Source organism: Pigmentiphaga sp. NML080357, from assembly GCF_002188465.1.
Taxonomy (GTDB): Bacteria; Pseudomonadota; Gammaproteobacteria; order Burkholderiales; family Burkholderiaceae_B; genus Pigmentiphaga.
Map to the genome: position 1 here is coordinate 80,594 of NZ_NINW01000025.1, position 26,210 is coordinate 106,803.

Genomic DNA, 26,210 nt, shown 5'->3' on the forward strand with positions numbered 1-26,210 from the left:
ATCCGGCGACCATGAGAAAATTGCCTCCGATGAATGCCGTCAGGGTGTTCGAGGTTGCCGCACGGCATGTCAATTTCACCAAGGCGGCCGAAGAATTGCACGTCACGCATGGCGCGGTCAGCCGGCAGGTGGCGCTGCTCGAGGCCTGGCTGGGGGTGCCGCTTTTCTTGCGGTCGGCATCGCAACTGGCATTGACCGAGGCCGGCCGGGACTACCTCGAGCAGGTGACGATGGGGCTGGACCTGATCGCCGTGGCATCGATGCAGGCCCGGCAGCGGTCGGCCAGGGCCGGCCTGCGCATCAATGCGCCGCCTACTTTCATGATGCGCTGGCTGATTCCCAGGCTCTCGCGCTTCCAGCGGCGGCGGCCGGAAATCGACGTGCGCCTGACCACGTCGATCGCGCCGGTCAATTTCCAGGAGCACGGCTACGACCTCGCCATACGCAGCGCCTACGCGCCGCTGCCCAATTGCAATTCGATACCCGTGGTCAGCGAGATGGTCGTGCCCGTCTGCCACGTCGACCTGCTGGAATGGCCGGGGCTGGAGCGGCCGGAAGACCTGGCGCGGCATACCTTGCTGAGCTATGCCACGGAGTCGTACTCCTGGTCGGAATGGCTGCATGGAGTGGGGTGCAACCACGTCCGGCCGGCGAGCATCCTGAGCTTCGAGCAGATGTATTTCTCGCTGCAGGCGACCATGGAAGGCCTGGGCGTCATGCTGGTGCCGCTGTTCCTCGTCATCGACGACATCATCGCGGGCAGGCTGGCGGTGCCGCTCGATACGCCGCCGATCAAGCGGCGCACCTACTATGCCAGTCATCCCCACCTTCCCGCGGAGAGCCGGGCGGTGCGCACCTTCTGCGACTGGCTGGCCGGCGAGGGAGCCGATACCGAGCAGTCGCTGGCGGCGTGGATGCGGTCGCGAGGCTGGAGCACCTGACCGGCGCCGCAGTCAGGCTCTTCCCGGGCGCGAGCGACGCCGGGCCGGCGCGCCGGCGCCGTGGACTTCCAGCTGCGAGCGGTAAGCCTCCTGCAGTTCCTGCTTCTTGACCTTTCCCAGCGGCGTGCGGGGCAGGCCGTCCACGAACATGAACTGGCCCGGAACCTGGCCGGCCGGCAGGCGGCCACGGCAGAACTCCGCGATGGCGGGCAGGGGCGGCGCAAGGCCGTCGGGGACCAGCACGGCCAGCAGCGCCTCTCCGGATACGGGATCGGGCACGCCCACCACCGCGGCCTCGGCAATGCCGGGGCACTGGCACAGGATGTCCTCGACCGTCTTCGTATAGACGTTCATGCCGCGCGCGGCGACCACTTCCACCTTGCGGTCCAGGATGTAGAGAAAGCCGTCGTCGTCGATGCGGCCGATATCGCCGGTATGGAATGCTGCCTGGCGGAAAACCCGGGTCTCCTCCTCGGGAAGGCCGAGATAGCCGTCGGCGACCTGCGGTCCCGACACGACGATCTCGCCGGTCCCACCGGCCGGCACCTCGTTGCCGGCATCGTCGAGCAGCGTGAGCCGCGTGCCGGGCAGGACCCTGCCGGCCGCCTTGAGCAACTCGGGGCGATCCGTCACGGCCCGGCGGTGCGCCGCCTCGTCCAGGATGGCAATGTAGGGCGAGGTCTCCGTCAGGCCATAGCACTGGTGGAAACCGGCGTGCGGGAAGGCGGCCATCGCGGCGCGCAGGGTGGGCTCGTCCAGCGGCGAGGTGCCATAGCTGATCAGGCGCAGGCTGCGCAGGTCGTAGCGGTCGACGGAGGCTTCCCTGAGGATGCGGACGATCATGCCAGGCAGCAGGCTCGCGATGGTGACGCCGTGGCGCTCGATGGCATCGAGCACGTCCTCGGGGGAGGCGTCCTTCAGGTAGACGTGCGCGCCTCCGAACATGCTGACCACGGTCGCCTTGAGATCCGTCGAGTGATACATGGGCGAGACATGGAGATAGATGTCCTCCGGCGCGGGTGCCATCACGCGGGCGAGCTGCAGCGCGTTGGCGACGATGTTGCGGTGGGTGAGCCGGACTCCCTTGCCGCGGCCGGTGGTGCCGCCGGTATAGAGACACAACGCAAGATCGCCTTCCCGTACCGGATGCGGCGCGGCCGGTCGCGCCTCGGCCAGCAGGGCGTCCGTGCTTGGAATGCCGGAGGCGTCGGGAGCGGCGCCCACGCAGACGGCTCGCCCGCGCCATGGGGCAAGCTGCGCCTGGTCCAGCAGGTAGGCGAGTTCCTCGTCCACCATCAGCATCCGGCAGCCCGACTGCTCGAGCATCCAGGCGATGTCGCCGCCGGTGAGCCGGAAATTCATGGGAATCGGCACGATGCCGGACCAGTACCCGCCCAGCAGCAACTGGGCGTGCGAGACGGAGTTCCGGCAAAGCGTGGCGAACCGCTCGCCCGGATGCAGCCCCAGCGACCGAAGCATGCCGGCGTTGCGTGCGACGCGCTCGATGAGCTGCCTCCAGCTGAGGCTGCCGGCCGACGCATGGATCGCCGCCCGGTGCCCATGCGCCCGGGCCGTGCTCTGCAAGAGGTCGGGAAGCGTCAGCAAGCGTGGACTCCCGTCACGTCGAGGTACATCGAATGAAAGCCTGCGCGTAAGCGCGCAGGAGGTCTATGCCTCGCGCCACGAGCCGGGGGCAATGTCCGATCTTACCGCCTCGACGTCGACCGCATCGCTTCCCGGCACGCCGATGCGCAGGAACTGTTCCGGCGGGGCGTCGACCGGCTTGGTGGCGTCCAGTCCCAGCTTGGATCCGATCCCGCCCCGCGACGTGGGGTCCAGCCTGGAGGCCCGGCAGTTGCCCACGACGACCAGGTCCCGGTCCGCCTGGAAGCGCGTGGCGACCGCCCATTCGACCTCCTGCGGATCATAGATGTCTATGTCCTCGTCCACCACGATGACCTGCTTGACGTCGTGATGCATGGCGAAGGCGCTGAAGATGACGTTCTTGGCGCTGCCTTCGTGCAGCTTCTTCATTTGCACGTACAAATGGTAGCGGCCGACCCCGCCGGGGGCCAGGTGCACGTTCGTCACGTTGGGAAAGATGCGCTGCATGGTCGTGAGGAAACTGGCTTCCCGCGCGACCGCGCCAAGCAGGATGTGCTCCGTGCCGCCGCCTATGATGGTGTGGAATAGCGGCGATCGCCGGTGGGTCACGGCATCGATCTCGATGACGAAGCGGTCGCCTCGCGGCCCGTAGTACTGCGTGAATTCCCCGAACGGACCCTCGGGCTCGCGCACGTTGGGCAGGATGCGTCCCTCGAGCACGATCTCGGCCTCGGCCGGAACGCGCAGCTCATTGGTCAGGCACTTGACGACGCGCACCGGCTCGCCCCGCAGCGCGCCGGCGACCTCGAGCTCGTCCTGGTCCATGGCCACGATGGCCTGCGACGCCATGAGCGTGAGCGGATCCACGCCGATGGCGATCGCGATCGGCAAGGGCTTGCCGGCTTTCTCGCAGAGACTCAGGAAGGTGCCGGTGTCGCGCGAAGAGACCGAGACGCCCATCCGGTTTCCGCCCTTCAGGTGGCACCGGTTGATCGACACGTTCTGCCGGCCGGTGTTGGGATTGCTGCTGATCAGCAGGCCCGCGGTGAGATAGGCGCCTCCGTCGTGCTCGTTGTGTATCGGGGCGGGGAGCAGCCTGCCGATGTCGATATCGCCGCGATGGATGACCTCCTGCACCGGCGCCTCGCCCACTTCTTCGCAAGGCATCGGGTTGCCCACCGCCTGCTGATAGCGCTTGAGCAGGCCGGCGGGGGCCACGCCCATCGCGTCGGCGATCCACTCGCGCCGCGACACGATGCCCGAGAGCACGGGGATGCGATGGCCTTCCGGGGAAGGAAAGAACGTCGCCTGGCGGCCGTCCAGCTTCGAGGCGATGGCGGCAATTTCAAACCGCAGGGACTTGCCTGCCTGGATGAGCGCCAGCCTGTCGTTGGCGGCCAGGCGGTCCAGCCATCCGCGCAGCGTCGTGACGGGCGGGGAGCCGTTGCGTGGTCCGGTGTGTGCGGCATCTGCCATGGAGCACTCCTGAGGGCGAGAGAAAAGGAACTAGAAGTGGGAGGTTTGCACGACGAGGCGGGTGGTCTGGTAGGCTTCGAGACCTTCGGTGGCCCCCTCGCTGCCGTAGCCGCTTTCCTTGACACCGCCCCACGGCGTTTCCGGCCCGTTGATGAAAAACGTGTTCAGGCCCAGCATGCCCGTGTCCATCCTCTCGGAAAGCCGCAACTGCCGGCTGCCGTCGCGAGTGAAGGCGTAGGCCGCCAATCCGTAGGGAAGCGCGTTCGCCTGTTCGATGACGGCTTCTTCGTCGCGAAAGGGCAGCAGCAAGGCGATGGGGCCGAAGGGCTCTTCGCGCATGGCGCGGGCCTGGGCCGGCACGTCCGAGAACACCGTGGGGGCGAAGAAGTTTCCTGCCCGGTCGAGACGCTCGCCGCCCGCGACCAGCCGGGCGCCGGCGTATTTCAGGTCGGCCACCGCGTTCTCGATCGCCGCCAGCCGTCGCGTGTTCGCCAGCGGTCCCATCTGCGTTCCCTCGTCCAGGCCGGGGCCGATCTTCAGCCCCGCGGCCGCCTGGGCGAAGGCGCCGGCGAAGTGTTCATAGATGCGCTCGTGCACGTAGAAGCGGGTCGGCGATACGCACACCTGGCCGGCGTTGCGGTATTTGCTGGCGACGCACAGGCGCACGACCGCGTCCACGTCGACATCGTCGAAAACCAGGACCGGAGCATGGCCGCCCAGCTCCATGGTGATGGGCTTGATCGCTGCGGCGGCCAGCCCAGCCAGCTGGCGTCCGACCGCGGTCGAGCCGGTGAAGGACACCTTGCGGACGACAGGCGATGCGATGAGGTGGCTGGAAATCTCGGCCGGCACGCCGCATACCAGGTTGATCACGCCGCGGGGCACGCCGGCTTCGGCGAATGCGCGGACCATCTCGATCGCCGTGGCCGGCGCCTCTTCGGGAGCCTTGAGTATGCAGCAGCATCCCGCCGCCAGGGATGCCCCCAGCTTGCGGGCCGGCGTGGTTGCCGGGAAGTTCCAGGGCGAGAAGGCGGCGGCCACGCCTATCGGGCGTTTCAGGACGTTCTGCCGGATGCCGGCGGGTCCGCCGACGATGCGCCCGTAGCCTCGCCGTCCCTCCTCGGCCATCCATTCGATGTGCGCGGCGGCGCCGTCGACCTCGACGAGGGCCTCGGCAAGCGGCTTGCCTTCCTCGCGCGTCAGGAGACGCGCGATGCGGTCCCGGCGGCCGCGCATCAGTTCTGCGGCGCGCCGCAGGATGCGGCCGCGTTCCACTGCCGGGGTCGTGCTCCAGCCCGGCCAGGCCGCGGCCGCCGACTGCAGCGCCCGGTCCAGGTCCGCCGGCGTGGCCGAGGGGAGCTCTCCCATGGGCTGCCCGGTGGCCGGGTCGACGACCGGGATGGTGTCGCGGCCCTCGCCGCCTATCCATTGGCCGTCGATGTAGAGTTTCAGATCCGGATGTTCGATGGACATGCATGCCTCTCTGGGGACGCGGTCCGGAAAGCCGTCAGAGCTTGCGCTCTTTGGCGTTCCAGTTCTTTTCGAGGTTGTTGATGAGGTCTTCGCTCAGGTGGCAGAAGGCCTGCTCCCGCGCGTAGGTGACGAGGTATTGCCGAAGGACCTCCATGGGCTCGGCCTGGGCGCGCAGCGCCTTGCGGTTCGCGCTGATGCTGACCATGCCGGCGCCCAGCGCGTTGGCCGCGCAGCGTTCGACCGCCTGTTCGATTTCCCCGGGCGGCACCACTTCGCTGACGAGCGTGCGGCCCTCGGGAGTCTCCACCTTGAACAGCTTGTCGAACATGATGGCCTGGCGCGCCAGCGCCTCGCCCGTGAAGCGCGGCAGCCGCAGGTTGGCGAGGCCGGGAATGATTCCTTCCTTGCGCGCAGGCAGGCTGAAGAAGGAGCCGGATTCCGCGATCACGTAATCGGCCACGAGCAGCAATTGGCACCCGCCGCCTATCGCGAACGTTTCGATGACCGCCACCCACGGTTTCTCGACGGTGGATTCGGGCTCGTCCAGCGGTGCGTCCAGGCTGTCCGGCCCGGGGGGCAGGATGCCGCGGTGGACCTTGTTGAAGAAGCCCATGTTCTTGGTCAGGAAACCCAGGTACGATTTCTTGCCGCGATAGATGTGGGTCAGGTTGATGCCGGCCGAGAACACGCGCCGGCCGGCATACTTCGGGTGGTCGACCACGCCCCCGCGCATGACGCCCAGCCGCAGGTCGGGATGCATGAGGATGAGGTCGGTCGCCATCTCAAAGGGCACCATGGTGGTGTCGTCCTCGGCATTCAGGTAGCGCAGGTTCTGGAACGTCAGGAATCCGGCCTGGGCCTTGGCCTCGACCAATGCCTTGTCCAGCTGGACGCGCCCGGTCTTGCGGAATTCGTCCAGGTATTCGAACGACTGCGGCAAGGGCCTGAGCATGGTTCGTATCAGGTGCGAGCCGATGGCCCGGTCGGTAAAGAGGTGGCTGAAGAAAAGGCCCTGGTTGATTTCCAGCCCGTCCTTGTCCTTTTGCAGCAGTTCGCTTTCCGCCCGCAGTTCCTCTTCGCTGGGCAGGATGCCGGGCAGCCGCGCCGCGGCTTGCCAGGCCAGTTCATCCACTCGCAGCGGCCGCGTCCCGTTGTTCGTCAGGTCCCGGTAAAGGGGGTGGGCATGGTGCCGGAAGAAGCGCCACGCTGCGTCGGCCATCAGGTGGAAGATCACGTGCGCCACGTCCTTCTGCGTGGCGTCGCGGGCCGATTTGAGCGGAAGGCGGCTCAGCAGCTGCCGTCCCTGGCGGCACACGGATCGGACCAGGGCCGAGTCCTCATCCAGCGTCGACGGCGCCGGCCGTTCCTCCCATGCCCGGGCGGCTTGCAGGAACTGCGAGGTCGCGTCCCGCGGCAACCCCGACGCGTCGATCCGTTGCTGGCGTTCGTTCAGGGGAATGTGTTCGATCATGTCATGCTCCGTTCATGCAATGGATGGGACCGCGGGGTGCGCCGGACGAGGGGCCGCATCTCAGCGGTGTCGTTCGCTTCGGGCGCGCAGCTCGCTCAGCGTCGTGCGCGGCGTGATGGCCTCGGGGTCGATGCGCAGTTCGATCAAGGCCCCGTGCGGGGCGGCGAGCGCACGGTCGAAGCTCGCCGCGAAGTCTTCCGTCTTTTCCACCGTGTAGCCGGCGATGCCATAGGCGGCCGCCAGCGCGGCGAAGTCCGGATTTTCCAGCGTCGTGCCGAAGACCCGGCCGGGATAGTGGATCTCCTGGTGCATGCGTATGCTGCCGTACATGCCGTTGTTGACGACGATGAAGATCACGCGCAAGCCGTACTGCTTCGCGGTCGCCAGTTCCTGGCTGTTCATCAGGAAGCAGCCGTCGCCGGCAAAGCAGACCACTCGCCGGTCCGGGTGGATGGCCGCCGCGGCGCAGGCGGCCGGAATCCCGTAGCCCATGACGCCGCTGGCGGGCGCGAGCTGGGTGCGAAAGCCGCGGTATTGGAAGAAGCGGTGGACCCAGCCGGTGTAGTTGCCCGCGCCATTGGTGACGATCGCGTCGGCGGGCAGCCGGTCGCGCACGTGCCGGACGACTTGGGCCAGGTTCAAGCTCCCCGGCATGGAAGGGGGGACGAGCGTCGCGCAATAGTCTGCATTGGCGGAGCGCGTCCAGTCGGCCCACGCCGGGTGCCGTGGTGGCTCGAGGCTCGCCGCGGCGAGCGCGAATTCGGCCATGCCCGCATTGATGGCCAGGTCGGGCCGATAGACCTTGCCGAGTTCGCCGATATCGGGATGGACATGGACGAACCGGGCCTCCATCGAGGGGACGCCGAGCAAGGTGTACCCCGCGGTCGTGGTTTCGCCCAGGCGCGCGCCTACCGCGAGGATCAGGTCGGCCTGGCGAACCCGCTGCGCCAGCGATTCGGCAATCCCGACCCCGATGTCGCCGGCATAGCCGGGATGCGCATTGTCGAACAGGTCTTGCCGGCGAAAGGCCGTGCCGACGGGCAGCTGGAAGGCCTGCGCGAAAGCCTGGATGGCCGCGCAGGCTTCGGCGCTCCATCCGCCTCCGCCCAATATCATGAGCGGGCGCCGTGCCAGCTCGACCAGTTCGCGCAGGCGTGCCAGGTCGGCAACGCCGGGCTGCGGTTGTACCGGCACGAAGGGCCGGCTGTCGGGCAGGTCCAGGTGCCGGTAGAGCACGTCCTCGGGCAAGCCGACGACGACGGGGCCCGGGCGGCCCGAGACGGCGGCCTGGAACGCCCGGTTCATCATCTCGGGCAAGCGTTCCAGGTGGTCGACCTGCGTGACCCATTTCGCCAGCGAGCCGAATACGCTGCGCAGGTCGATCTCCTGCCAGGCCTGGCGCTCCAGCAGCCGGGTGCCCACCTGCCCCACGAGCAGGACCATGGGCGTCGAGTCCTGGCTTGCGGTGTGCACGCCGATGCTGGCATTGGTCGCGCCCGGTCCGCGGGTGACCAGGCAGACGCCGGGCTTGCCGGTCAGTTTTCCGTAGGCCTCCGCCATGTGCGCCGCCGCGCCCTCCTGGCGGCAGACGATCGTCCTGATGGCGTCGCTGGACGCGTGCAGCGCGTCCAATGCGGGCAGGAAACTCTCGCCGGGTACGCAGAAGGCGTGGTCGACGCCGTGTATCTTGAGCGCATCGACGAGGATCTGGCCGCCGGTTCGCAGGGAAGGGACTTGCAACATCGGATGCTCCGGATGCGGATGGATGGAGATGGCGGGTCAGTCGGCGGTCGCGCCGGATTCCTTGATGACCTTCGACCAGCGCCGGGCCTCGGCGCGCACGTGCGCCGCCATTTCCTCCGGTGTGCTGGGGTTGGCTTCCAGGCTGACTTCCTTGAGCTTCTCCACGAAGGACGGGTCGGTCAGGACGGTGTTGAGCGCCTGGTTCATGCGGGCGACGACGTGCCTGGGCAGGCTGGCCTGCCCGACCATGCCGAACCAGACGCTGGTGGTGAGGTTCGGATAGCCCGCCTCGGTAACCGTGGGAACGTCGGGAAGCTGGAACCAGCGCTGCTTGGAGGTCACGGCAATGGGGCGGACCTTGCCGGCCTGGATCTGCGGCAGCAGCTGCGGAAGGTTGTCGGTGTTGAACTGGACCTCGCCCGCCAGCAGGGCCTGCATGGCCGGGCCGTTGCCGCGGTAGGGAACGTGCAGGATTTCGATCTTGGCCAGCGTCTTGATCAATTCGTTCAGCAGATGGCCCGTGCTGCCTATGCCGGCGCTGGAGTACGCCACCTTGCCGGGATGGGCCCTGGCATGCTCGATGAGCTCGCTGAGCGAAGTCACCTTCAGCGACGGCGAGACCACGATGGCGTTCGGCGTCTGGGTCGCGAGCCCGATCGAAACAAAGTCCTTTTCGGCGTCGTAGCCCAGGTCCGTCTTGTACAGATAGGGATTGATCGACAACTGGGACGGCGTGATCATCATGAAGAAATGATCGTCGGGCGACGATTTGGCGAAATACGCCGCTCCCACCGAACCGGCGGCGCCGCCCCGGTTCTCGACCACCACCGGCTGGCCCAGGGTTTGCGACAGTCTCTGCGCGATGAGGCGGCTCGCGATGTCGGTCGAGCCGCCGGCGGCGTAGGGAACCAGCAGCCGGATCGGCCTTTGCGGCCAGGCCGGTTCTGCGGCCTGGGACGACGCCGGGACGAGCAGTGCCAGCAGGATGCCGGCCCACCAGGTGCGTTGACGGAATCGGTGCATGGAAGTCTCCTCGTTATCGATTTCTTCGGGCGGCATGGCGCCCATGCCGGCGGTCGGCCGGCGTGTCAGCGGGTTTCCCTGGTCTCGAGATACGCTCGCCGCAACTCGTCCTTGCGGACCTTGCCGAGCGACGATCGGGGCAGCGCGTCGACGAACATGAATTGCCGCGGGATCTTGTATCCGCCGAGATGGCGCCGGCAGAACTCGATGATCTCCGCCGGCGCCGGGCGCGCCGCCGAAGGCACGACGACCGCCAGCAGCGCCTCGCCGTACTTGGTGTCCGGTATGCCGACGACGGCGGCATCGGCCACGTCCGGATGCAGGGCCAGCACGGATTCCACTTCCCGCGTGTAGACGTTCTCGCCGCCTGTGATCACCATGTCTTTCTTGCGGTCGAGAACGTGCAGGTAGCCGTCCTCGTCCAGGCGGCCGATGTCGCCCGTGTGCAGCCAGCCGTCCCGGAAGGTCGCCGCGTTTTCCTGCGGCCGGTTGTGATAGCCGGCCGCCACCTGCGGCCCGGACACGGCGATCTCGCCCGGCTGGCCGGGCGCGGCCTCGTTGCCGTCATCGTCGAGAAACCGGATGGAGGTGGCGGGCAGCAGCCGGCCGGCGGACTTCAGGAGTTCGGGCCGTTCGCGCAGCGCGAACCGATGGGTCGCCTCGTCGAGGATCGCCAGGTAGGGAGACGTTTCCGTCAGGCCATAGCACTGGTGGAAGCCGACGTGAGCGAAGCGGTCCATGGCCTTGCGCAGCGATTGTTCGTCCATGGGCGCGGTGCCGTAGCTGATCAGCCGCAGCCGGGACAGGTCGTGGCGGTCCACGCCGGCTTCCTTGAGAATGCCGATGATCATGGTGGGCACCAGGCTGGCGATCGTGACGCCGCGCTGCTCGATGGCCTCGAGCACGCCCCGGGGCGAGAATTCGCTCAGGTAGGTATGGCCGCCTCCGAACATCGTGACGACGGTGGCCTTCAGGTCGGTGGAGTGGAACATCGGCGAGACGTGCAGGTAGACGTCGTCCGGGCAAGGCGACATCACGCGGGCCAGCTGCAGCGCGTTGGCGACGATGTTGCGATGCGTGAGCCTGACGCCCTTGCCGCGCCCGGTGGTGCCGCCGGTATAGAGCAACAGTGCCTCGTCGCCTTCCTGGCAGCCATGGGCGGATGCGCGCGGGCTGGCACGGAGCAGGTCCGCCATGGTCGCAAGCTCCGCCGACCCGCCCCGCAACCGGACGCGAATGGCCCGCGACCGCCACGAGGCCAGCGGCGGCTGCTCCAGGAGCGGCATGAAGTCGTCGTCCAGCATGACGGCCTTGCACTGCGCATCTTCCAGCATGGCGGCGATCTCGGCGGGAGCCAGGCGGAAATTCAGCGGCGCCGGTACGACGCCCGACCAGAAGCCCGCCAGCAGCAACTGGGCATGGTCCACCGAATTGCGGCACAGCGTGGCGAACCGATCGCCGGGGTTCAGGCCCAGTTCCCGGAGCATGCCGGCGGTGCGGGCCACGCGGTCGAGATAGTCGTTCCAGCTCAGGTCGCCCGACGGATCGATGATCGCCTTGCGCCGGCCGTAGGCCTGGACGGTGTTTTTCAGTAGATGGGGAAGGGTCAGCACGCCTGCATCTGCCGGTGGGAAACGATGCAGAAAATGATAGAGAGGGGGGCTTGCCGAGACCCTACCGCCCAGTCCTGCGACCTACCCCGGAGTCGGATTTTTTCTAGAGGGCCAGATTCAGTGTCTTGATGAGCCGGCTGAATTTTCCCTGTTCTTCCTCGAGAAATGCCCCGGGCGAGCCCGTGTCCGGGATATCGATGCCCTCCTTGGCCATCGCGGCCTGGAACCCGGGATCGCGCAGGACTTCGCGGACCTTGCCGCTCAACAATGACAGTATCGGCGCCGGCGTGCCGCGCGGGGCGAACAGGCCGCTCCAGTTGGAAAGAACGAAGTCGTCCAGGCCGGCTTCCTTCAAAGTCGGGACATTGGGCAGCGTGGGCGACCGGGTGGCGCTGGTTACCGCATAGGCCTTGATTTCGCCGGCATCGATCAGGGCCTTGGACGGGAGGATCCCCGAGAAGTACAGGTCCAGGTGCCCGCCCGCCACGTCGTTGGCCGCTTGCGCGCCGCCTTTGTAGGGCACGTGCTTGATGTCGAGCGCCGTGGATCGCTTGAGCCATTCGCCCGCGAGGTGGGCCGGGCTGCCGACCGCGCCGCCGAAATTGTAGTTACCCGGCTGGCGGGCGATCTCTTCGCGCAAGGCCTGGAAGTCGGCGGCCTTGAAGCTCTTCCGGCCGATGAGCACCAGGGGCGTCGAACCGACGATTGCAATCGGCTCGAAGTCACCGGGCTGGTACGACACCTTGCGCACCTGCGGAATGATGACCATCTCCGTATTCAGCCCCAGCAGCAGCGTGTAGCCATCCGGCGCCGCGCGCGCGACCGACATGACGCCTATCGTGCCGCTGGCGCCCGGCCGGTTGACGACCACCACCGTCTGTCCCAGCTTGCGTTCCAGTCCCACTGCGAGATTGCGCGCGGCAAAATCGGTCGATCCGCCGGGCCCGTAGGGCACGATGATCTGGATGGGCTTCGACGGGTAGCTATCGCCGGCTTCCGAGCCGGGCGGGCAGGCGAGCAGCGCCGCCGCCGCGAGCAATGCAACCGTCGTTCGCCGTGTCTGGCTATTCATGATGATCTCCTTGAAGTCAGATCCGTACGACCTTGGCATGCAGGACGGCGGAGCGTCCCGTCTTGACCGCCTGGATGCATCGATCGAGTGCGGCGCCGACCTGCGCCGGGTCGTCGACGCGTTCGCCATGGGCGCCGAACGCCTCCCCCAGCTTGGCGAAGTCCGCGTTGCCCGGCAGTTCGGCCTCGTAGGCGTCCTGCCGTCTTGCACTGCCGTCCGGATAGACGCGCAAGGTCGACTCCTTGACCGCGGACCATCCGGCGTTGTCGACGACGAGCGTCAGGATGGGCAGTCCATAGAAACTCGAGACGGCCAGGACGGAGCTCGGGATGTTGAAGTAGAGACTGCCGTCTCCCACCACCTGCACCGCCATCAGGTCCGGATCGGCCAGCCGTGCGCCCAGGGCCATGGCCCCGGAGGCGCCGAGCCCGCCGCCGCCGACTCGCACCAGGGTGCCGGGCAGAGGACGGGTGAGCTGTTCCATGAGGGCGGGGGAGTTGCGCACGGCTTCGTTGAAGACCATGTCTTCGGGCCGCAGGCGCTTGCCGAGTTCCGCGAACAGGAAGTGAGGATTGATCTGGCCCGGCGTGCCCGGATCGGCGGCCTTGTCCCGCGCCTTGTGCCGGCGCTGCTCGTTCTCGGCGGCGATGCGCGCGTTGCGCGCATCGACCGCACCGGCGAATGCCGGCGTGGACCTTGCCTCGAGCGCCTCGGCCAATTGTTCGAGGATGCGCGCGCTGTCGCCCTGGATCCGGGCGTTCGCGGGAAAGCTCCACATCGGCGAGGCCGCCTTCAGCGCGTCGACGTCGACCTGCGCCCAGAACGTGCGGGCGTGCGGCCGGACGTCGCGCGAGAACCAGGGCACGTCCGTGTCCACGAGCAGTCCGACGTCGGCAGCCTGGATCGAGCCGCCCGGCTGGAACCCGCAGAAATTCGGGCCTTCATGCGATATGTTGTTGACCGGATTCGATTCGAAGACGCGTATGCCGGCCAGGCGCGCCAGGCGCTCGATGGCCGCCGAGGTACGGCGATTGCGGCCGCCGAACGAGGTGATCAGGATAGGGTGCTCGGCCGCCAGGAGGCGTTCGGCCACGGTGTCGAGCTGGCGCGGATCGGCGCCAGTGGGAGCGATGGCGCCGAATTGCGCCTCCGGATAGGACTTGACGCGGTCTATCGGCCAGGGTTCGGCCAGCGTTTCGCGCGGCAGCATCAAGTACACGGGACCGCGGGGCTCGCTCTGCATGAGGGCCTGGGCACGGCGCAGCGCTTCTTTCACCACGATGCCGGAAGGCAAGGTCCATTCCCACTTGACGAAGGGGCGGACGAGGCTGCCTTGGTCGAACGGCTCCTGGATGTAGTGCACGTAGTTGTCGCGCGTGCCCGGCAGCTCTCCCGCCGAGGTGAAGGGTGCCTTGCCGGCCATCAGGAGAACGGGCAGGCGGCTGCGGAAGAGGTTGTGCATGGCCATCGAGGCGTTGGCCGTGCCGACGTCGACGTGGACCAGCACCCCCTGGCCTCGGCCTGTCACCAGGGCGTAGCCCGCGGCCATGTGCGCGGCCGTGTTCTCGTGCGGGCAGCGGATCACCTGCGGCGCCTTTTCGCCCTGTTCGCGCCGGCGCGCCAGTTCTTCGATGATGGGCGCGTGGTCGGTCCCCATGTTGCAAAACAGGTAATCGACGCCGATCTCCGTCAGGCCTTCCAGCAGGAAGCCGGCGGTGGTGCGCGTATCGTCTGTGAGAGCGTGCTGCATGAGTTGGACGCCACCTCCGGGGCATGGGCTGGTCTCGTGGCGGGATGATAGGAAGCGCCCCCGGGGAGGGGCCATACCATCCAGTCGGATATTGGCGTGCGGCACGGGATCCGCGGCGTGGCAGGCTTCGGGATTGCCCGGGGGAGAGGCACGCGCATGCCCCGTTCGCGACAGGAAAAATCACCGTGGAGGCGTGGCTCGTGAAAAAAACTGACACGGCCTTCCCACGGCGGCGCGCATGGCTGGATCGGCGCTTTTTTTCTGGATATTCTCAAGACCCCGACCAAGGGGCGCAGCGCCGCGCGGCGCTGCCGCGCGGACAAGAACAGGCCGGGAAACGCGACTCGGACAGCGGAGGCAGGAATGACCAAGGCCGTCAGGCTCTATCAAGGCGCTTTCGGGCGTGCGTCCATGCTCGATTCCGACCATGACCTGGTCACCCACGCTCATCCGCAATGCCACGTGCTGGTGAAGGTCGCCGGCGCGGACGCCTTCTACAGAGTGCGAGGCGAAACCGTACGGCTATCCGAGGACTCGCTGGTTCTGGTCAACGCCTGGGAGCCGCATTCCAAGCTGCAGCCGCGGGAGGGCGAGCGCACCACCGTCCTGATCCTCTGCATGGAACCGGCCTGGCTGGCGGAACACGACCCCCTGCTCTCGGGTAGCGGCATGCCGGACTTCTTTCCCTCTGCCCAGGTGCGGGTGCCGCTGTCCATCCGCAAACTCGTGGACCGGCTGGTGCTCGAAGTGCTCGGCTCGTCTCCCACCGGCCTGCCCAACCGGGCGGTCGAAGCGGCGCTGTCGGACTTCATGCTCGCGATCACGCACCTCTTCGCGGTGCGGCGCAACTGGATCGACACCTACAGGCTGAAGATGCGCCATCGTCCGGATGCGCGCATCGCACGGGCAATCCAGTACATCGGGGACCACCTGGACCAGACCATTACCTGCGAAGAGCTGGCCGGCCTGCACAGCCTGTCGCGCCAGCATTTCTTCTCGCTCTTCCGCCAGTACACGAACATGTCTCCCATCCTGTACATGAACACGCTGCGCATGGAGAGCGCGTTCAAGACACTGACCGAATGCTCGACCTCGGTGAACGTGCTGGCCGACGACCTGGGGTTTTCCGAACCGCATCATTTCACGCGTTTCTTCCGCCGCAATCTCGGCATTCCTCCCAGCCAGTACCGGCGGGGCGTCGCGCTGATTGCCTGATTCCCGCGCATGGACGGGCTCATAAATAAACCGACGCTGGGGTAGGTTTCCGCACTTGCGGGTAGGGTGCCGCAACACGCGCGTGCCTATATTTTCGTCCAGGCCTGCATGCCGTCCGGCATGCGGCGACATCATCGAACGGGACAGCGCCTTCCCGCGAAGGCTTCGAGAGCCCGAGACATGGAGACGACGACAATGCACGCGATGCGCATGCTCATGATGGCGGGCGCCCTGGCTATCCCCGCCGTGCCGGCTGCCGCGGCCGAGTTCCCGGCCAGGCCCATCCGCCTGGTGGTGCCTTTCGAGGCGGGCGGAACCATCGACACGCTGGGCCGCGTGGTCGCCGCCCAGATCGACAAGCAGTCCGAATGGGGCATCGTGGTCGATAACAAGGCGGGCGCGAATGCCTTGATCGGCACCGCCGATGCGGCCAAGGCCGCGCCCGATGGCTATACCATCCTGCACACGTCGCCGTCGATCGTCATCAACACGTTCATACACAAGAAGACGCCCTACGACCTGTCCAGGACGTTCGTGCCCGTTACCAACCTGGCCGTCGGAACCGGCTACCTGCTGGTCGTGCGGCAAGGGCTGCCGGTCCATGACGTTGCAGGGCTGATCGAGCTGGCGCGCAAGAAGGAGCTCACGTACGGATCCCCGGGCATCGGCAATGCCCTGCACCTGGCGGCGGCGGGGTTCGCCAAGAAGGCCCGCGTCGACATGCTGCACATCCCGTTCAAGGGCAGCGCGAGCTCGCTCAATGCCATCGCCGCCGGGCAGGTGGACGTCATGATGCTGTCCCCGCCCACGGTGACGCCGTACGTCCAGTCGGGCAAGATCCGCCCCATCGCGTTCACCGGCGAAAGCCGGTCCAAGGAATTTCCCGATATCCCGACTATGAAAGAAGCGGGTATCGACGACTTCGTCGTCATGGGGACCTGGGCGGGGTGGTTCGCGCCGGCCGGCACCCCGCCCGAGGTGGTGAACAGGATCGCCGCCGAGGTCGCCAAGGCGCTCAAGGCGCCCGAAGTCGCGAGCGTGCTGGAGAAGGGAGGCTTCGAGCCGGACGGCCGTCCGCCCCAGGCATTCGCGGAATTCGTGCGCCAGGAAACCCGGCGCTACGGACAGATCGTCAAGGACGCCGGCATCACGCCGCAGTAGGCCTGAAATCCAGCGGCGTTCAAAACGTCCACCCTTGGCTCGCCGCCCAGGCCGTGATCGATTGCTCGGTGTCGCGGCCTTCCTGCTGCAGCCAGTCGCAGAAGTCGCCGGTCAGCGTCTGCGCCTTGAGCGTCGCGGCGCTGTTGGCGTAGTACGTGCGCCGCTTCACGCCCAGGGGACCGAAGGGCACGCACAGTCGGCCGGCGAGGATCTCGTCGATGGCCAGGAACAGCGGGACCATGGCCAGCCCGAGCCCCTCGGAGGCCGCCTGCAGGGCGAAGTACATCTGTTCGAAGCCCAGCGTATTGGCGGGCTTCAGGCCCGGAACGCCGGCGGCTTCCAGCCATTCGCTCCACGCGTAGGGTTCCGTGGCATAGCTGATGAGGGTATGCGCTTCGAGGTCGCGCGGGTGCGCGAGCCTCAGGCTCTCCTGCAGGTCGACGTGACAGATGGGGGCGATGATCTCCGTCATGAAGGGAATGGACCGGCAATCGTCCAGCGGCCCGTGCTGCCCCCGGATGGCAATGTCGTAGGTGTTCTCCTGGAAATTCGGCGGCGCCAGCGAAGTGGTCAGGCGGACCTCGACGTCCGGACGCCTGCGCTGGAATACGGACATGCGCGCGATCAGCCAGCGCATGGTGAAGGTGGGCGGGGCATTGACGCGCAGCACGATGGGCGCCGCCTGCTGCATGACATACATCGATGCCGTGGCCAGGCGGTCGAACACCGCCGAGACCTCGTTGAGATAGCCGCGGCCGGCCTCGGTGAGCGTCAGCTGCGAGGGCGCGCGGTGAAAGAGCGCGACGCCCAGCCACTCCTCGAGCAGGGCCACCTGGCGGCTGACTGCGCCGTGCGTGACGTTCAGTTCCGCCGCGGCCTTGGTAAAGCTCACGTGGCGCGCGGCCACCTCGAACGCCCGCACGGCGTTGAGCGGGGGCAGCTTTCTCATGAAGTCTCCTGTTGCTGCTCTGGCCGGCGTGACTATAACTCACGCCACGTGAAGATTATTACTTTGCCGCGAGAGCGGCCCGCCTTCACACTGCAGCCCATGCAAAACGAATCCAGCACGCCGGCGGAGCCGGCCTGCGCCAACCCCGCCGGGCCCTCAGGTTTTCTCTCGCTCGGCCACCCATACATACTATCGTGAAAGCCGCTCCTTTCGACTATGTGCGTGCCGAGGGCCTGGACCACGCGCTCGAACTCCTGCACCAGCATGGGTACGAGGCCAAGCTGCTGGCCGGAGGCCAGAGCCTGGTGCCGATGATGGCCATGCGCCTGGCGCGCCCCGCGCTGCTGGTGGACATTCACCGGGTGTCCGCCCTGCAGTCGCTGGACGTTTCGGACACTGCCGTGGTGACCGGCGCCGTGGTGCGCCAGCGCACCCTGGAGGACGAGGTCTCGCTGCATGCGCACATCCCCTTGGTCGCCGCCGCGTTGCGCTGGGTGGGGCACGGCCAGACGCGCAACCGTGGCACCGTGGGCGGCAGCCTGGTGCATGCCGACCCGTCCGCCGAGCTGCCGCTGGCCGCCCTCGTGCTGGACGCGAGACTGCGCCTGACAAGCCAGGACGAAGGCGAACGCAGTGTCGCCGCCGGCGAGTTTTTCCTGGGGCCCATGTTTACCGACACGCGCGACACGGAGTGCCTGACCGCCATCGAGTGGCCCGTGTGGGACGCGCGCGGCACCGGTTGTGCATTCGACGAGATCGCGATACGGCACGGAGACTTCGCCATGGCTTCGGCTGCGGCGCAGGTCCGTGTCGATGCGTCGGGCGTCTGCCGGCGCGCCGCGTTCGGCCTCGGCGGCGTGGATGGCGTTCCCCGCAGTTTTCCCGAGCTGGCGCAGCGCCTGGAAGGGCAGCGGCTGGACGATGATCTGCTGCGTGACGTGGCCGAGGATGCGGCCGCGGCATGCGAGCCAGGCAGCGACCTGCACGCGACCGCCGAATACCGGCGCCACCTGGCGGCCGTCCTGGCGGTACGCGTCCTGCGCCGGGCCGCGCAATCGGCCCAGTCTTCGGTACGGAGCGTGTAGCCATGGCATTTTCCCGACTCATGAACATTTCCATCAATGTGAATGGCGTCGTGCGGCAGGCCCAGGTCGAGCCGCGCACCACCCTGGTGGACTTCCTGCGCGACACGCTCAAGCTGACCGGTACCCATATCGGCTGTGAGCACGGTGTCTGCGGCGCGTGTTCGGTCCTGCTGGACGGAGAACCCGTCAGGTCCTGCTGCATGTTCGCGGTCCAGGCCGACGGCCTTTCGGTAACGACCGTGGAGGGGCTGGCGCCGGAACGGGGGCGGCTGTCCGCGATCCAGGACGCCTTCTGCGAAAAGCATGCGCTGCAGTGCGGTTATTGCACGCCAGGCATGCTGGTCGCGTGCCACGCGCTCGTGGCGCGCCACCCCCGTCCGGACGAGGCGCAGATCCGCGAGGCCATCAGCGGCAACCTGTGCCGGTGCACCGGTTATCAACAGATCGTGGACGCCGTCCAGCATGCGACGGCACAGGAGTCGTCGCATGACTGATCCGGGGAAATTCCGCTATATCGGCAAGCACCGCCGCGCCGTCGAGCACCGCCGTTTCGTGACCGGGCAAGGGCGCTACGCCGCCGACATACAACTGCCCGACGTGCTGCACGTGGCCATCGTCGCGAGCCCGCATGCGCATGCCAGGATACGGTCCATCGACGCCTCCGGGGCGCTGGCCATGCCTGGCGTGCATGCCGTCCTGACTGGCGAGGAGCTTTGCGCGCATACCGATGCCATGCTGCCCGGCGTCGACGCGCCGCAGGTGAAGCGGTTTCCGCTCGCCCACGGCGTGGCCCGCTACGCCGGGGAGTGGGTGGCCGCGGTCGTGGCCGATACCCGCGCCTTGGCCGAAGACGCGGCCGAGGCGGTGATTGTCGAGTACGAACCCATCGATCACGTCGTCGATCCGCTGGCCGCGATGGAGCCCGGCGCTCCCCAGGTGCATCCGCTGCATGGGTCCAACGTGATCTTCCGCCGCGTCTTCAATTGGGGCGAGGTGGACGAGCATTTCGCCCAGGCTCCCCACAAGCTGTCGTATCGCGTGCACTGGGCGCGCAGCGCCACCGTGCCCATCGAGACGTTCGCGGTCAGCGCCTGGTGGAACGACGCGACCGGCATCCTCGACGTCTGGGCGTCCATCCAGATGCCGAAGTATCCCGATCTGCTGGCCCGGGCGTTGCGCCTGCCGGGCAACGCTGTGCGCGTGCACTACGACGTGGACGTCGGCGGCAGCTATGGGGTCAAGCGCGGCATCAAGCATTCGGTGCTGGTGGGCTACCTGGCGAGAAAACTGGGCCGCCCCGTCCGGTTCATCGAGGACCGGCTGGAGAACATGCGCGGCGGCGACATGCAGGGGCCGGACCGCGTCTTCGACGTGACGCTGGCGTTCGACGGCGACGGCATCGTCAAGTCCATGCGGATGCGCGCGGTGGACGATATCGGCGCCTATTCGGGCCGGGCGCCGCTGCAGCTGGGCAAGCCGGTGGGCGCGATCGTCGGCCCGTACCGGATCGCCAGCGTGGAATACGACGCCGTATCGGTGATGACCAACAAGACCCCCCAGGAGGCGGTACGCGGGTTCGGCCAATCCCCGACCAACTATGCCATCGAGACCGGCATGGACAAGGTGGCGCGTTTCCTGGGGCTGGACCGCGTCGAGCTGCGCCGCCGCAACCTCATCGGCAAGGATGAATTCCCCTATCTGATACCCAGCGGCACCACCTACGATTCGGGAGACTACGCGACGGTCCTCGGCAAGGCGCTGGATGCGGCCTCGCTCGAGCAGATCCAGCGGCAGCGCGACGAGTTGCGCAAGCGCGGATTGCTGGCCGGCATCGGCGTCTCGACCTGCCTCGAACCCTCGGGAGGCAACTCGGCCTTCGAACCGTTGTTCAATCCCAAGAACACGACGACCACGTGGATGGACTCCTGCCTGGTGCGCATCGACCTGTCCGGTTCGGTGACGGCGCTGATGGGAACGTCGACCTCGGGCCAGGCGCACGAGACCCTGGTCTCCACCGTGGTGGGGGAGATCCTGCAGCGCGAGCCGGACGGCATCCGCGTCCTGCACGCCGACTCGCTCAATGCCTTGCCGTCGAATAGTCCGGTCGGCAGCCGCATGGCCATCATGCTGGGCGGGGCGGCGGCCGGCGCCGCCAAGAAGCTGCGCGCCAAGTTGCTGCGCATTGCCGCGCACAATCTCGGATTGCCGGAAGAGCAATTGTCGTACGACGGCGGCGACGTCGTAGCGAAGTCCGATTCCCAGCGGCGCATGTCCTGGGACAACCTGGTGGAGATTGCGCACCGCATGTTCCACAAGCTTCCCGAGGGCACCGAGCCGGGGCTGCAGGAGAAGTTCGTCTGGGAGGTGCCCACGGGCGGAAAGATGCCCACCGAGGATGGCCGGGTGCAGATGTATCCCTGCCATTCGTTCGAGTCGCACGTCGTGCTGGTCAGCATCGATCCGGATACCGGCAAGGCGACTTTCCACCGCTACGTGTGCGGACACGATTGCGGCGTGATGATCAGCCCGGACGTGGTCCATGGGATGACCTACGGCGGGATCGCGCACGGATTGGGGGCGGCGATGATGGAGAAGTTCGTCTTTTCGGAGGAGGGCCAGCTGCTTGCCGGCACCTTCATGGACTACCTGCTGCCGAGCGCGCTGGAGGTTCCCGCCGTCACCATCGTCGACCATTGCACGCCGTCGCCGCTGACGGAGTTCGGCCAGAAGGGATCGGGAGAGGCGGGCTATCTGGGCAGCCCGGCGGCGATCGCCAGCGCGATCAACGACGCGCTGGCCCCGGTGGGGGCCAGCATCGACGCCCTGCCCATGACGCCGCAGGCGATCTGGAACGCGTTGCGGCGTGCCTCGGGCGGACAGCGGGTATCGCCCGCGCACTCCGAAATTCCGGAAATGGAGAAGGCGTGATGGCAAAGTCGGACAACGCCGCGAAGGCGCGGCGCGAAACGCTGCGGGTGGCCGGTCCGGCGGGCGAGATCGCCGTTCTGGTCGAGGGCGACCCGGCGGGAGCACCCGTATTCATGACCCACTCCATCCTGTCGTCCAGCATGATGTGGGACAGCGAGGCAGCCTTGCTGGCGGCGCGGGGGTACCGGGTGATCCGGGCCGATACGCGCGGGCACGGGGATACCCAGCCGCCTGCCGGACCTTGCACCATGGACGAGCTGGCGGACGATACGATCGCGGTGCTCGACGCACTGGGCATCGAGCGCGTCCATTATGTGGGGCTCTCGCTGGGTGGCATGAGCGGATTCGGCCTGGGCATCCGGCATGCAGGCCGGCTGTCGAGCCTTTGCCTGTGCGACGCACGGGCCGATACGCCGCCGGACCTGCAACCGGTCTGGGCCGAGCGCATCGCCGTTGCGCGCGAGCGGGGCACCGCCGCGCTCGCGGATTCCACGATCGAGCGCTGGTTCGGCCGGTCCTTCGTGGGCGCGCATCCCGAAATTGCCGGGCGTTTCCGGCGTCAGGCGGCCGCCACCTCGGTCGCCGGGTTCGTCGGGTGCGCACAGGCGATCCAGGGGCTGGACTATCTGGGCGATGTCGGCGGCATCGCGGTGCCGACGACGCTGCTGGTGGGGGCCAACGACGGCCCCCTGCCCGATGCCATGCGGCATTTGCAGACGCTTATCCACGGGGCCGGAATTGAGGTGATTCCCGACGCCGGCCATTTGCCCAATATCGACCAGCCCGCCGCATTCCAGGACGCATTGTTGCGCCATCTCGATCGCGTCCGCATCGGCCATTGAGCCCACCCGGCGGTCGACCAATTTCCTTTCCACCTCAGGAGGCAGTACATGAGCGAACAACTCTCGATAGAGCAGGACGGCCGTATTCTTCGCATTACCTTCAACCGCCCGCAGGACAACGGAGTGACGGACGCGATGGCAGTGGCGTTCGCCGATGCCATTCTCAACGCGCATCACACCTCGGATGCCGTCGTGCTGCGCAGCGCGGGGCCGGACTTCTGCACCGGGCGCGCCCGCGACCCGGGATCCCCCGCGCCGTCTCCCGAGGCCTATGCGCGCCGCCCGGAGTACGACGCGATCTTCAACAGCTACAAGGCCATACGCAACGCGCAGGTGCCGGTCATTGCCGCCATCGAAGGCCGGGCGATGGGGTTCGGCACCGCCATCGCGGCGCTTTGCGACGTTTCGTTCGCCAGCGATACCGCGACCTTCAATATCCCCGAGATCGCGCACAACGTGATGCCGACCATGGTCATGTCGGCGCTGTACGACCGCGTCAATCGCAACGCCATCCTCTGGATGGCCTATTCCGCCGATTTCATCGACGCCCATCGCGCCATGGCCTACGGACTGGTCAGCACCGTCGTTCCCGCCGACAAACTCGACGCCGAACTCGCCCGCTTCTGCGAAGTGCTGACGAGCCGTCCCCGGCCGGCCATCCTGGGGCTGAAGGAGTATCTGCACGTCGCGCCCCGCATGGACGAGCTTGGCGCCATCGAGTACGCGCGGGCCCTTCACTCCATGGTCAATACGGCGGCGGCCATGAAGCGCAAGCACGGCTGACATCGAGGCGTTCATGGAAATCACCGGTACCCAAGTCATCGCCGCTCCCCGCGCCGACGTCTGGAAGGCCTTGAACGATCCCGGCACGCTCAAGCGCTGCCTTCCGGGATGCGAGTCGGTCGAGCAGGCGGGCCCCGATGAGTTTCGCATCGTGATCACCGCCGCCATCGGGCCGCTCCGGCCGCGTTTCAACGGCTCGCTGCGCCTGACCGAAGCCGTGCCTCCCGCTTCCTGCGTCATGGTATTCGAGGGGCAGGGTGGCGCGATGGGGTTCGGCAAGGGATCGGCCTCGGTCGATCTGAAGGAGGCCGGCGCCGGTACGGAGCTGACCTACGCGGCGCAGGCGCAGGTCGGCGGGAAGCTGGCGCAAGTGGGCGCGCGCCTGATCGACAGCGTGGCCAGGAAGATTTCCGACGATTTCTTCAAGGCCTTCCGCAAGCAGTTCGCACCGGAGGAGCCGGCCGCGCCGGCCGGAAGCGGTGCTCCCGGGAAGCGCAGCCCGGCGGGCCGGGCCACCGCCGATGCCGGACCCGCGAGTACGGCGGACCCGGTCCGGGCGGCGCCCGTGCCGCCGCGGGCCGAGCCGGATGGGGCGACGCGCGTTCCCGGCTGGTGGCTGATCGTGGCCTTCGCCCTTGGCGTGGCGGCAACGCTGGCCGGGGCGGTGGTCATCTCATAGTCGAAACAAGAATGAGGGAACATCCATGGAGACTACGCAAGCAGGGCGCCGAAGATTTCTGCTGGCCAGCGCGGCATCGGTGCTTTTGAGCGACGCCTACGCGCAGGCGCCATCGACCGGCAAGACGGTAAGGATACTGGTGGGCTTCCCGCCGGGCCAGGCCACCGACATCGTGGCGCGCATGCTGGCCGAGAAGCTCGCGGCCGCGACCGGCGACAACTACATCGTGGAGAACAAGCCGGGCCAGGGGGGAAGCCTGGGCCTGGGCTATCTCGCCAAGGCCCCCAACGACGGCAGCGTAATGATGCTGGCCCACATGTCGGCAGTGGCGACCAATCCGCACATGTACAAGAGCGTCGCCTACGATTCCACCAAGGACTTCGAGGCCATCGGCCTGGTCGGCGATCTGCCGTTCGTCCTGGTGGCCAATCCCGCCGTGCCCGCCAGGAACGTCGCCGAACTCATCACCTATGCGAAGGCGAACCCCGGCAAGCTGACCAATGCGTCGTCGGGCAACGGCACCGTGTCGCACCTGGCGATGGAGGAGTTCAAGCGCTATGCGGGCGTGGACATCGTTCACGTGCCGTACCAGGGCAGTTCGCGTGGACTGACCGACGTCATGGCGGGAACGGTGTCGATCGCCCTGGAGACCGCGGCGGCCACCAAGCCGTTGGTCGAGTCCGGCAAGCTGCGTGTGCTGGGCGCGGGCAGCGCGCAGCGCCTGGATGGCGTGCTGGCCGCCCCCACGCTGATGGAGCAAGGCATTCCCAAGTTCACCGCGGTGACCTGGTTGATGCTCATGTATCCCGCCGGCGTGCCGAAGAAGCTGGTCGACCGCAACTTCGAGGCCCTGCGCCAGATTGGGCAGACCCAGGATTTCAAGGACCGCCTGCGCGCCATAGGCGCGTTGCCGCGCAGCAGCCAGAGCCCGCAGGAAGCCAACGAGTACGTGCGCAGCGAGTATCGCTATTGGGGGGAAGTCGTCAAACGCAGCGGCGTCAACCTGGGGTGACAGCCGTCCTGGCTCCGGCCGGCGATGGGGCGGCGGGCGCCAGCGTGCCCGCCGTCACTGCCTCGATGTGCTGCATCAGCTTCTCGCACAAGAGGGAAGGCTGCGCATCGCGCCGCAGGATGAAGCCGATCTCGCGGCCGGTATGGGGAAGCTCGACGTCCAGCACCTTGACGGCGCCCGAGGCAATCTCGTAGCTCAGGTATTCGGGCGAGACCGCCGACACCACATCGCTATGCTGCAGGAGGCCCCGCAACAAGCCGAGGTCTCCCGCCTGCACCGCCACGTGCGGCGCTTCGATCCCCAGCTGCCGGAACAAGTCGTTCAGCAACTCGCGCGTCGGCGCGCCGCGATCCCGCAGCACCCAGGGGTAGCGCACCAGGTCGGCAATCTCGACGCGTTCCCGCGCGCACAGCGGATGGCCCGCGCGGGCGACCACGACCAGGCGGTCGCGGCCGATCACGCGAATCAGGAAATCCCGATGCGAGTAGTTGGCATTGAGGCCGGTCAGGATGAAATCGATCTCGCCGGAGTGCACGCCCGCGAACAGGATCTCGAAGGGTGCGTCCACCATGGAGATCTGGACATTCGGATGCTTGCCGACCAATGCCGCGATGGCTTGGGGAAGCACCCGCGTCCGCATGGAAGGCAATGCCGCGAACATGACGCGGCCGGCCATTTCGCCGCGCTGCTGAGCGATGTCGGCCTCCAGGTGCCGCAGTTCGGCCAGCACCCGCCTGACGCGGAACAGCAGCAGCTCGCCCGCTTCGGTGACGGCCATGCCCTTGGCGGCGCGGCGGAACAGGCGCAGCTTGAGCGAGGCTTCTGCCTGCCTGAGCAGGGCGCTGACCGCGGGTTGCGTCAAGCCCATCACCGCCGCCACGCTGGGCATGTGGCCCATCTCGCGCAAACGGACCAGCGCGGTCAATTGACGCTCCCCGACCAGCATGGCGAACAGCGGGGCATTGACGGATACCCGGTAGGGCGCGAGTTCCGCGGCGGCCAGCTGCAATTCGGCCTCGATGCGGCACGCGCGCCGGTAGGCCGCCTGTCCGAACGGCGTAGGCGCCATGCCTGCTGACTGGCGCTCGAACAGCGTGGCATCGAAGCTCGTCTCGAGCTGTCGGATGGAGCTGGCCACCGCCGACGGCGTGCGCAGCAACCGCTGCGCGGCGCGGGCAATGCTGCCTTCCTCCACCACCGCGATCAGCGCCCGCAGGTGCCGCATATGGTTCTTGTCTTGCATGGCCGGGTAGCGCTCGATTCCTGGGCGGGGAAATCCGTCCGATAAGAAAAATTGCTGTCCACGCAAGCATAACTTGCTCCTTTCCGCAGCGGCAAGATCCTACAATCCGGCATGACGGAGCAATGACTATCCTAGGGAGGACCGCG

The 26,210-nt window shown here is 67.4% G+C and carries 21 protein-coding genes; 10 read left to right on the forward strand and 11 right to left on the reverse strand.

Translation table 11 applies throughout. The annotated features are described in order from the left end of the window. Positions 1–11: 11 nt before the first annotated feature. Positions 12–941, forward strand: coding sequence for a transcriptional regulator GcvA (gene gcvA / locus CDO44_RS09305; protein WP_255407795.1), 930 nt, complete (start codon positions 12–14; stop codon positions 939–941). 12 nt (positions 942–953) lie between these two features. Here gcvA and CDO44_RS09310 read toward each other — a convergent pair whose 3' ends face one another. The 9 genes from CDO44_RS09310 to CDO44_RS09350 form a co-directional block, all read right to left on the reverse strand. Further along, entirely contained in the window at positions 954–2,546 is a 1,593-nt protein-coding gene (locus CDO44_RS09310; protein ID WP_087779954.1) for a class I adenylate-forming enzyme family protein, read from the reverse strand. Between the two features lie 63 nt (positions 2,547–2,609). Then, positions 2,610–4,022 (reverse strand): UbiD family decarboxylase, encoded by a 1,413-nt coding sequence (locus tag CDO44_RS09315; protein ID WP_087779955.1) that lies wholly within the window; start codon positions 4,020–4,022, stop codon positions 2,610–2,612. Positions 4,023–4,052: 30 nt separating this feature from the next. Further along, positions 4,053–5,495 carry an NAD-dependent succinate-semialdehyde dehydrogenase gene (locus CDO44_RS09320; protein ID WP_087779956.1) on the reverse strand — a complete coding sequence of 481 codons (1,443 nt, stop codon included), beginning with the start codon at positions 5,493–5,495 and terminating at the stop codon, positions 4,053–4,055. A 34-nt stretch (positions 5,496–5,529) separates the two neighbouring features. After that, complete coding sequence (locus CDO44_RS09325) at positions 5,530–6,966, reverse strand: enoyl-CoA hydratase/isomerase family protein (protein WP_087779957.1); 1,437 nt, start codon at positions 6,964–6,966, stop codon at positions 5,530–5,532. A gap of 60 nt (positions 6,967–7,026) precedes the next feature. Next, positions 7,027–8,709 (reverse strand): thiamine pyrophosphate-binding protein, encoded by a 1,683-nt coding sequence (locus CDO44_RS09330; protein ID WP_087779958.1) that lies wholly within the window; start codon positions 8,707–8,709, stop codon positions 7,027–7,029. A gap of 36 nt (positions 8,710–8,745) precedes the next feature. Beyond that, positions 8,746–9,732, reverse strand: coding sequence for a tripartite tricarboxylate transporter substrate binding protein (locus CDO44_RS09335; RefSeq protein WP_158213242.1), 987 nt, complete (start codon positions 9,730–9,732; stop codon positions 8,746–8,748). Between the two features lie 65 nt (positions 9,733–9,797). Then, positions 9,798–11,345, reverse strand: coding sequence for a class I adenylate-forming enzyme family protein (locus CDO44_RS09340; RefSeq protein WP_087779960.1), 1,548 nt, complete (start codon positions 11,343–11,345; stop codon positions 9,798–9,800). Positions 11,346–11,448: 103 nt separating this feature from the next. Beyond that, positions 11,449–12,417, reverse strand: a complete 969-nt coding sequence (locus CDO44_RS09345; RefSeq protein ID WP_158213243.1) for a tripartite tricarboxylate transporter substrate binding protein — start codon at positions 12,415–12,417, stop codon at positions 11,449–11,451. 16 nt (positions 12,418–12,433) lie between these two features. Continuing rightward, positions 12,434–14,167, reverse strand: coding sequence for a thiamine pyrophosphate-requiring protein (locus CDO44_RS09350; protein ID WP_087779962.1), 1,734 nt, complete (start codon positions 14,165–14,167; stop codon positions 12,434–12,436). 363 nt (positions 14,168–14,530) lie between these two features. Between CDO44_RS09350 and CDO44_RS09355 the strand changes: the two genes are divergently transcribed. Together CDO44_RS09355 and CDO44_RS09360 are read left to right on the forward strand one after the other, a co-directional pair. Further along, on the forward strand, positions 14,531–15,382 hold the full coding sequence (locus tag CDO44_RS09355; protein WP_087779963.1) for an AraC family transcriptional regulator: 852 nt from the start codon (positions 14,531–14,533) through the stop codon (positions 15,380–15,382). 180 nt (positions 15,383–15,562) lie between these two features. After that, the gene (locus CDO44_RS09360) at positions 15,563–16,543 is read left to right on the forward strand and encodes a tripartite tricarboxylate transporter substrate binding protein (protein WP_158213244.1); all 981 of its coding nucleotides are present in this window, start codon (positions 15,563–15,565) and stop codon (positions 16,541–16,543) included. A gap of 19 nt (positions 16,544–16,562) precedes the next feature. On the opposite strand, the gene CDO44_RS09365 is transcribed toward CDO44_RS09360, so the two are convergent. Beyond that, positions 16,563–17,492, reverse strand: a complete 930-nt coding sequence (locus CDO44_RS09365) for a LysR substrate-binding domain-containing protein (protein WP_087779965.1) — start codon at positions 17,490–17,492, stop codon at positions 16,563–16,565. A 194-nt stretch (positions 17,493–17,686) separates the two neighbouring features. Between CDO44_RS09365 and CDO44_RS09370 the strand changes: the two genes are divergently transcribed. Genes CDO44_RS09370 through CDO44_RS09400 form a run of 7 tightly spaced genes read left to right on the forward strand, consistent with a single transcriptional unit; the run spans position 17,687 to position 24,821 of the window. Then, a complete protein-coding gene (locus CDO44_RS09370; protein WP_198951331.1) occupies positions 17,687–18,577 on the forward strand; it encodes a xanthine dehydrogenase family protein subunit M in 891 nt (296 codons plus the stop codon). 2 nt (positions 18,578–18,579) lie between these two features. Beyond that, entirely contained in the window at positions 18,580–19,071 is a 492-nt protein-coding gene (locus CDO44_RS09375; protein WP_369824589.1) for a (2Fe-2S)-binding protein, read from the forward strand. Next, entirely contained in the window at positions 19,064–21,505 is a 2,442-nt protein-coding gene (locus CDO44_RS09380) for a xanthine dehydrogenase family protein molybdopterin-binding subunit (protein WP_087779966.1), read from the forward strand. Before CDO44_RS09375 ends, CDO44_RS09380 begins: the two co-directional genes overlap by 8 nt. Then, the gene (locus CDO44_RS09385) at positions 21,505–22,347 is read left to right on the forward strand and encodes an alpha/beta fold hydrolase (protein ID WP_087779967.1); all 843 of its coding nucleotides are present in this window, start codon (positions 21,505–21,507) and stop codon (positions 22,345–22,347) included. The genes CDO44_RS09380 and CDO44_RS09385 overlap by 1 nt, the downstream gene beginning before the upstream one ends. Positions 22,348–22,395: 48 nt before the next feature. Then, positions 22,396–23,130, forward strand: a complete 735-nt coding sequence (locus tag CDO44_RS09390; protein WP_087779968.1) for an enoyl-CoA hydratase/isomerase family protein — start codon at positions 22,396–22,398, stop codon at positions 23,128–23,130. Between the two features lie 13 nt (positions 23,131–23,143). Continuing rightward, on the forward strand, positions 23,144–23,809 hold the full coding sequence (locus CDO44_RS09395; protein WP_087779969.1) for a carbon monoxide dehydrogenase subunit G: 666 nt from the start codon (positions 23,144–23,146) through the stop codon (positions 23,807–23,809). 25 nt (positions 23,810–23,834) lie between these two features. Further along, entirely contained in the window at positions 23,835–24,821 is a 987-nt protein-coding gene (locus tag CDO44_RS09400; RefSeq protein ID WP_087779970.1) for a tripartite tricarboxylate transporter substrate binding protein, read from the forward strand. Here the strand turns inward: CDO44_RS09400 and CDO44_RS09405 are convergent. After that, positions 24,808–26,064 carry a LysR family transcriptional regulator gene (locus CDO44_RS09405; RefSeq protein ID WP_087779971.1) on the reverse strand — a complete coding sequence of 419 codons (1,257 nt, stop codon included), beginning with the start codon at positions 26,062–26,064 and terminating at the stop codon, positions 24,808–24,810. The two genes, CDO44_RS09400 and CDO44_RS09405, sit on opposite strands and share 14 nt — an antisense overlap. Between the last annotated feature and the right edge of the window lie 146 nt (positions 26,065–26,210).

What these genes read in the sequence shown, in the direction of transcription:
- gcvA (WP_255407795.1), top strand. Translation starts at nt 12, where the DNA reads ATGAGAAAATTGCCTCCGATGAATGCCGTCAGGGTGTTCGAGGTTGCC.
- CDO44_RS09315 (WP_087779955.1), bottom strand. Translation starts at nt 4,022, where the DNA reads ATGGCAGATGCCGCACACACCGGACCACGCAACGGCTCCCCGCCCGTC.
- CDO44_RS09320 (WP_087779956.1), bottom strand. Translation starts at nt 5,495, where the DNA reads ATGTCCATCGAACATCCGGATCTGAAACTCTACATCGACGGCCAATGG.
- CDO44_RS09325 (WP_087779957.1), bottom strand. Translation starts at nt 6,966, where the DNA reads ATGATCGAACACATTCCCCTGAACGAACGCCAGCAACGGATCGACGCG.
- CDO44_RS09330 (WP_087779958.1), bottom strand. Translation starts at nt 8,709, where the DNA reads ATGTTGCAAGTCCCTTCCCTGCGAACCGGCGGCCAGATCCTCGTCGAT.
- CDO44_RS09335 (WP_158213242.1), bottom strand. Translation starts at nt 9,732, where the DNA reads ATGCACCGATTCCGTCAACGCACCTGGTGGGCCGGCATCCTGCTGGCA.
- CDO44_RS09345 (WP_158213243.1), bottom strand. Translation starts at nt 12,417, where the DNA reads ATGAATAGCCAGACACGGCGAACGACGGTTGCATTGCTCGCGGCGGCG.
- CDO44_RS09350 (WP_087779962.1), bottom strand. Translation starts at nt 14,167, where the DNA reads ATGCAGCACGCTCTCACAGACGATACGCGCACCACCGCCGGCTTCCTG.
- CDO44_RS09355 (WP_087779963.1), top strand. Translation starts at nt 14,531, where the DNA reads ATGACCAAGGCCGTCAGGCTCTATCAAGGCGCTTTCGGGCGTGCGTCC.
- CDO44_RS09360 (WP_158213244.1), top strand. Translation starts at nt 15,563, where the DNA reads ATGGAGACGACGACAATGCACGCGATGCGCATGCTCATGATGGCGGGC.
- CDO44_RS09365 (WP_087779965.1), bottom strand. Translation starts at nt 17,492, where the DNA reads ATGAGAAAGCTGCCCCCGCTCAACGCCGTGCGGGCGTTCGAGGTGGCC.
- CDO44_RS09375 (WP_369824589.1), top strand. Translation starts at nt 18,580, where the DNA reads ATGGCATTTTCCCGACTCATGAACATTTCCATCAATGTGAATGGCGTC.
- CDO44_RS09380 (WP_087779966.1), top strand. Translation starts at nt 19,064, where the DNA reads ATGACTGATCCGGGGAAATTCCGCTATATCGGCAAGCACCGCCGCGCC.
- CDO44_RS09385 (WP_087779967.1), top strand. Translation starts at nt 21,505, where the DNA reads ATGGCAAAGTCGGACAACGCCGCGAAGGCGCGGCGCGAAACGCTGCGG.
- CDO44_RS09390 (WP_087779968.1), top strand. Translation starts at nt 22,396, where the DNA reads ATGAGCGAACAACTCTCGATAGAGCAGGACGGCCGTATTCTTCGCATT.
- CDO44_RS09395 (WP_087779969.1), top strand. Translation starts at nt 23,144, where the DNA reads ATGGAAATCACCGGTACCCAAGTCATCGCCGCTCCCCGCGCCGACGTC.
- CDO44_RS09400 (WP_087779970.1), top strand. Translation starts at nt 23,835, where the DNA reads ATGGAGACTACGCAAGCAGGGCGCCGAAGATTTCTGCTGGCCAGCGCG.
- CDO44_RS09405 (WP_087779971.1), bottom strand. Translation starts at nt 26,064, where the DNA reads ATGCAAGACAAGAACCATATGCGGCACCTGCGGGCGCTGATCGCGGTG.